A 5,111-nucleotide genomic window follows, 5' to 3' on the forward strand; every position below is an offset into this window, starting at 1 on the left:
AGCTCAGCACCGGTGCGCGCAGCCCGGCGTCGCGCAGCGTCAACGCCTCGCTCAGGGCGGTGACGCCGAGCCACGTCGCGCCCGAGGCCAACGCGGTGCGCGCGACGTCGACCGCACCGTGCCCGAACCCGTCGGCCTTGACCACGGCCATCAGGTCCCCACGCACCCGCCCGGCCAGCAACCGGCAGTTCGCCGCCACCGCGCTCAGGTCGACGCACAGCTCGGCAGCACCAGCACCTCGCTCGCCCCGGTGGGTGACCGGTGCCGGGAGGGTGGCTGGGCGGGTCACCTGCCCGCCCCGGAGAGCACTGAGGCGCCGCACGACGACGTGGCTGCGACCGGCGACGTGGTCCCGACCGGACCGTACCGGGCGGCCGGAGCGCCGGTCGTCAGCGCCCAGTACCGGTCGCCGTAGCTCCAGTGCCACCACTCCGTGGGGTAGTTGACCAGGCCGGCATCACCCAGCGCCCCTGCGAGGACCGCGCGCAGCGTCCGCGCCCGGGTCCCGATCTCGCGGCTGGCGGTGTAGCACCGGCCGCCGGACGCCTCCGGAGTCGCGTCGATGGGTGTGCCCATGTCCAGGTCGGCGCCACCGGACCGGGTCAGGGTGAGATCCACGGCCGCTCCCGCGACGTGCGGTGCAACAGCCACGGGGGCCACGAACCGGCTGACCAGCCGCTCGTGCTCGGCCGCTGACGCACCAGGGTGGGCCGCCGCGACCTCGGCGGCGTAGGACGCGATGATCGCCCGCTGCTCGGCCACGGGCCGGTAGCCCTCCTGGACGCGGAGCGCCAGGCCGGCCGGCAGCGCTGCTCGAGCAGCGGCCAGCCGATCGGCGACCCCGGAACGGACCAGAGCACCGGCCGGTCCGAACTCGGGTCCCAGCTCCACCAACGGCTCGGCGCACTCGAGGACAGGAACGGCGGAGACTCTGGGGTCGCTGAGCAAGATCACACGAGCAGCATCGCCACCGCGCGCTCCCCTCGCCTCCACCTCTGGTACCGGTCACCGGTACCAGAGGGCCGGCGGAACCACGCCGGCACCCTGGGGTCCCGAGGCACCAGCCGGGCGGACGAGGCCACGTCTCCGGACACCGCCGGGTTTCACCCACGGAGGTCGAGGGCCTTGTGCGGCGAGCGCATATGCTCGCGCCGTGAAGCGGACTGAACGGCTGTCAGGGACGTGGGCGCGCGCCGCCGTGGTCATCGCTGCGAGCTTCCTGGGCGGGATGCTGACCTTCTTCGCCCAAGGTCTCCTTCCCGACGCTCTGACCTCCTTCGCGAACTCCGCGTCCGGCTGGACCCTCGTGACCGTGCTCCTGCTGGCGTGGGCTCGGGTGCCCACCGCGCTCGCGGCGGTGCTCGGGGTCGCGAGCTTCGCCCTGCTGACCGTGGGGTACTCCGTCTCGGCCCAGATGCAGGGTCTGTACTACAACCCGACGTTGTTCGTGGTGGTGGGTGTCGTGGTCGGTCCCTTCATCGGGGTGGCGACGAGCTGGTTGCGGGCCGAGTCCGGCTGGCGGGCCGCCGCGGGCACAGCACTGCTGGCCGGGATCGGCATCGGCGAGGCCGTCTTCGGGCTGACCGCCGTCGCGGACACGACCAGCCCTGTCTACTGGACCCTGATCGGGGTGGTCGGGCTCGGACTCCTCGTGGGGATGCTGGTACGGCGTATCCACGGCGTCGTCCTGGTGGTGCTCACCGTGGCCGGGACCGCTGCCGTCGCCGGCGCCTTCGTCGCTGCCTACAGCGCGCTGGGAGCCGCTCCCCTCTCGTGACCCTGGCCGTCGGACGGTCCGACCGGAGAGATCACGGCGGCAGCGGGGCTCACATCTCCAGCACGACCATCCCGCCCGGCTCGAGGTCGACCTCGCGGTCAGTCCCGCCGTGCACGGTCGTGGTGATCGCCTCGTCGGTGGTCGAGACGACGACGAGCCGCCCCGAGGCCGGGAAGGCCGCGACCTCGGCGCGCGGGTCCGCCGACCACCAGCCGGTGCGCTCGGCCCCCGCGGCCCAGAGGATCGCGTTCTCCAGACGACGGGTCGCGCCGGCCCCGTGCCGGTGGTCGGCCAGGTAGACGGCCCGGCCCTCGCCGAAGGAGGCCGCCGTCGCGACCGGGGTGCCGCCGTCGGCCGCGAGGACCGTGACGTCGCTGCGGGTGAGGAACACGCCGGGCTGGAGGCCGAGCCCGCCGTCGTCGGCCCCGTGGGCGAGGACCGCGTGACCCTCGGCGAGGTCGAAGGTGCGGCGCATCAGGCGGATGCGGTCTCCGGTGTCCTGGTCGACGCCGAGCACGTCGGCGAGCTGGAAGAACCGCGTCGAGTGGGCCGTGGCCGAGGGCTGCCCGAGCCCGACGAGCCCGCCGCCCCGCGCGACGAAGGCCGTCACCGCGGTGACCAGCGCAGGGTCCGCCCACGCCTCGCCACCCGACCATGCCGAGCCGGCGTCCCCGGCGTTGATGAGCACGTCGACGTCGTCGGGGACCCCGCCCGCGGCGACCTCGGCCAGGGAGTGGAAGGTGACCTGCAGCGGCAACCCCGCGAGGGACTCGAGCACGTGCAGCAGTGTGAGCTCGGGGTTCTCGTGCAGGTGCCCCGAGGTGGTCCAGGTGCGCAGCGAGCCCCACGCGGTCAGGACGCCGACCCGCACGGGCGAGGTGTGCGGGGCGCCGTCGGCGTGCAGCTGGCGGATGAGGCGGTGCTCGTCGGCGACCTGGGCGATGTAGTCCTGGAAGTCACCGAACGGCTCGGTCAGGCTGAGGTAGCCGCCCAGGCCGATGCGGTCGATCGGGGCGCGCAGCAGGGCCCGGCGCAGGGTGGTCCAGTACGCGCGGGCGTCCGACGTCGGGTCCCCGCCCTCGGCGAAGGTGGGCTTGCCCTCGAGGTCGATCGGGAACAGGTACGGGTGCAGCCGCAGCTCGTGGGTCGGCACCTCGGCCCCCGCGCACAGGCGGGCCTCGTAGCCGGAGAAGACGGCCTTGATCAGCCCGTCGAAGCCGTACTCGGTGAACCGCCCCGAGTAGGGCTCGAGCCCGACCCAGGAGTCGTCGTAGAAGACGTAGGCCTTCTTGCCGTGCCGGTGCACGACGTCGACGCACGCCTTGCCGAGCTCGAGGACGAAGTCCTGCGTGAAGGTCATCCAGGCGCGGTAGACATCGGACGGCGGGTTGTGGGTCGAGGTGTAGCGCCCCGCGTTGACGAAGTCCTCCGCGGTGATGGTGCGGCCCGTGGTCGCGGTGAACTCGCGCAGGGCGATCGGGTTGACGGTGAAGTCGTAGGAGCCCCAGTCGGCGTAGACGTGCGGCAGGGCAGGGTCGTCCCCCCAGAACCACGCGAAGTTGTAGAACAGCGAGGTGAATCGCACCACCGTGGTGTCGGGGTGGTCCACGCACCACTGCTCGAGCCAGGCCAGCAGGTGCTCGCGGACCTCGGGATGGCGCGGCTCGACGGCCCGCAGGTGCTCGCGGTCCCCCCAGTCGTTGGTCACGTGGTTGTACATCGAGATCTCTTCCCAGATCCGCGTGACCAGGAAGTTCACCGTGTAGCTGTGCCACGGCTCGACGTGACGGACCACCACGCGCCCGCCCTCGACGAGCTCCCAGCGCTCGCGCGGTACCTCCAGGCCCGTGGTGCGGTCGAAGACCTGCCAGAACTCGAGCCCGTCCCAGTCGTTGACGACGAACTGGTCCCGCGAGTAGCCCGCGAGCAGCTCGATGGTGACCTCAGGGCCCGTGGCCGTGACGGGGGTGGTCATGAGGAAGTTCTGCTGGAGCTTGTCGGGGTTGGCCTTGGCCCAGTCGTTGTCCTCACGGATGAGGCACAGGGTCGAGTAGATGCCGTGGCCCGAGTCGAGGATCTCCCGCGAGAGGCTCGTCCCGTCCGAGTCCCGGATGACGTCGGCCCCCCACCGCTCCGCGAGGGCCAGGGTGAGGTCCTCGTGCCCGGCCTCGCCGGGAAGGGTGAAGCCGCCAGCAGTCGTCGTCATCGATACTCCTCGTCGAGTCCTTTAAAACGTTTCATAGCGTACGACGACGACCGGTCCGAGCGCCACGTCCGACCACGACGCGACCCGGGCGGCGCGCCACGTCAGCACCCGGCGCCACCCACCTGCGACGCCCGTCCGCACTCTCCCCGGGCCGGCCTCGAGCCCGGCTCACGAACATCGGGGTCGATCAGGGTCAGATAGTGACCCTGATCGACCCCGATCACCGACGGCCACCTGGCCGCTGCCCCCCGGTCGCCCCGTGGCCCAGCCGCGTCCCAGGTCCGGCCGCCCCTCTCGCTCGGCCCCGGCATCTGGCCCACCTGGAGATCAACGGGGTCGACTCGGGTCGCATAGCCACCCCGATCGACCCCAATCACCCGCCCGCGCGCTCATCCGCACCCCGGCCCAACCCGGCCTCGAGCCCGGCATCTGGCCCACCTGGAGATCAACGGGGTCGATTCGGGTCGCATAGTGACCCCGATCGACCCCGATCTCGTGAAGCGCGCGGTGTGGAGCTGGCGGAGTGGCTCGATGCTGGCGCGAGGGGAGCGCCGGGAGGGGTGCAGCGGCAGGGACCGCGGCGCTAGACCGTGACGTACCGCTCGCCGACCTCGACCCCCGCAGCCAGGGTGTTCCCGGGGCCGGCGAGGGGGCAGGCCCAGGCGGGGTCGTAGGCGCAGGAGGGCTGGTAGGCGAAGTTGAGGTCGACGACGAGCTCGGCCCCGGCCCTCTCGAACCCACCGTGGCTCGGGCCGTCACCACCCCCCGCGCCGCCGCCCAGGTCCGCCCCCTTGATGGTGTCGAGCAGGTACCGCCCGCCGCCGTAGGAGCCCTCGGCCGGGTCCTTGACGGGCAGGAACAGCCCGCCGCCGTACCCGCTGAGCCACCACAGGTCCAGGCCGCCGAGCTCCCCGAGCTCGACCCGCCCGACCCGGTCCATGCCCACCACGCCATCCGTCCCGGTGGGCACCTCGCGCCTCGCAGGCTCGACCTCGCGGTCGACGGGCACCACGAACCGCAGCGCCGGGTCGTACTCGGCCACCACGGGCCCCGCCCACGAGCCCCGGGCCTCGATCGGCACCGGGGAGGCGGGGTGCTCGAGCAGCAGCGCGGCCCGGGCCGACACCC

5 protein-coding genes are annotated in these 5,111 nt (G+C 72.8%); 1 reads left to right on the plus strand and 4 read right to left on the minus strand.

The features are described 5' to 3' along the window. Together L0B03_RS13655 and L0B03_RS13660 are read right to left on the minus strand one after the other, a co-directional pair. Positions 1-289: alanine racemase (locus tag L0B03_RS13655; protein WP_250446679.1), on the minus strand; the 289-nt coding region annotated here is incomplete at its 3' end. Beyond that, positions 286-954 carry a M15 family metallopeptidase gene (locus L0B03_RS13660; protein ID WP_250446681.1) on the minus strand — a complete coding sequence of 223 codons (669 nt, stop codon included), beginning with the start codon at positions 952-954 and terminating at the stop codon, positions 286-288. The genes L0B03_RS13660 and L0B03_RS13655, both read right to left, overlap by 4 nt. A gap of 199 nt (positions 955-1,153) precedes the next feature. On the opposite strand from L0B03_RS13660, the gene L0B03_RS13665 reads away from it, so the two are divergent. Then, a complete protein-coding gene (locus L0B03_RS13665; RefSeq protein WP_250446683.1) occupies positions 1,154-1,777 on the plus strand; it encodes a DUF6518 family protein in 624 nt (207 codons plus the stop codon). Between the two features lie 49 nt (positions 1,778-1,826). Here L0B03_RS13665 and gnpA read toward each other — a convergent pair whose 3' ends face one another. Together gnpA and L0B03_RS13675 are read right to left on the minus strand one after the other, a co-directional pair. Further along, a complete protein-coding gene (gnpA, locus tag L0B03_RS13670; protein ID WP_250446684.1) occupies positions 1,827-3,983 on the minus strand; it encodes a 1,3-beta-galactosyl-N-acetylhexosamine phosphorylase in 2,157 nt (718 codons plus the stop codon). 583 nt (positions 3,984-4,566) lie between these two features. Next, positions 4,567-5,111 (minus strand): DUF1684 domain-containing protein (locus L0B03_RS13675; RefSeq protein WP_250446686.1); only part of this gene is annotated, 545 nt, incomplete at its 5' end.

The organism is Actinotalea sp. C106 (assembly GCF_023630195.1).
Taxonomy (GTDB): Bacteria; Actinomycetota; Actinomycetes; order Actinomycetales; family Cellulomonadaceae; genus Actinotalea.

What these genes read in the sequence shown, in the direction of transcription:
- gnpA (WP_250446684.1), bottom strand. Translation starts at nt 3,983, where the DNA reads ATGACGACGACTGCTGGCGGCTTCACCCTTCCCGGCGAGGCCGGGCAC.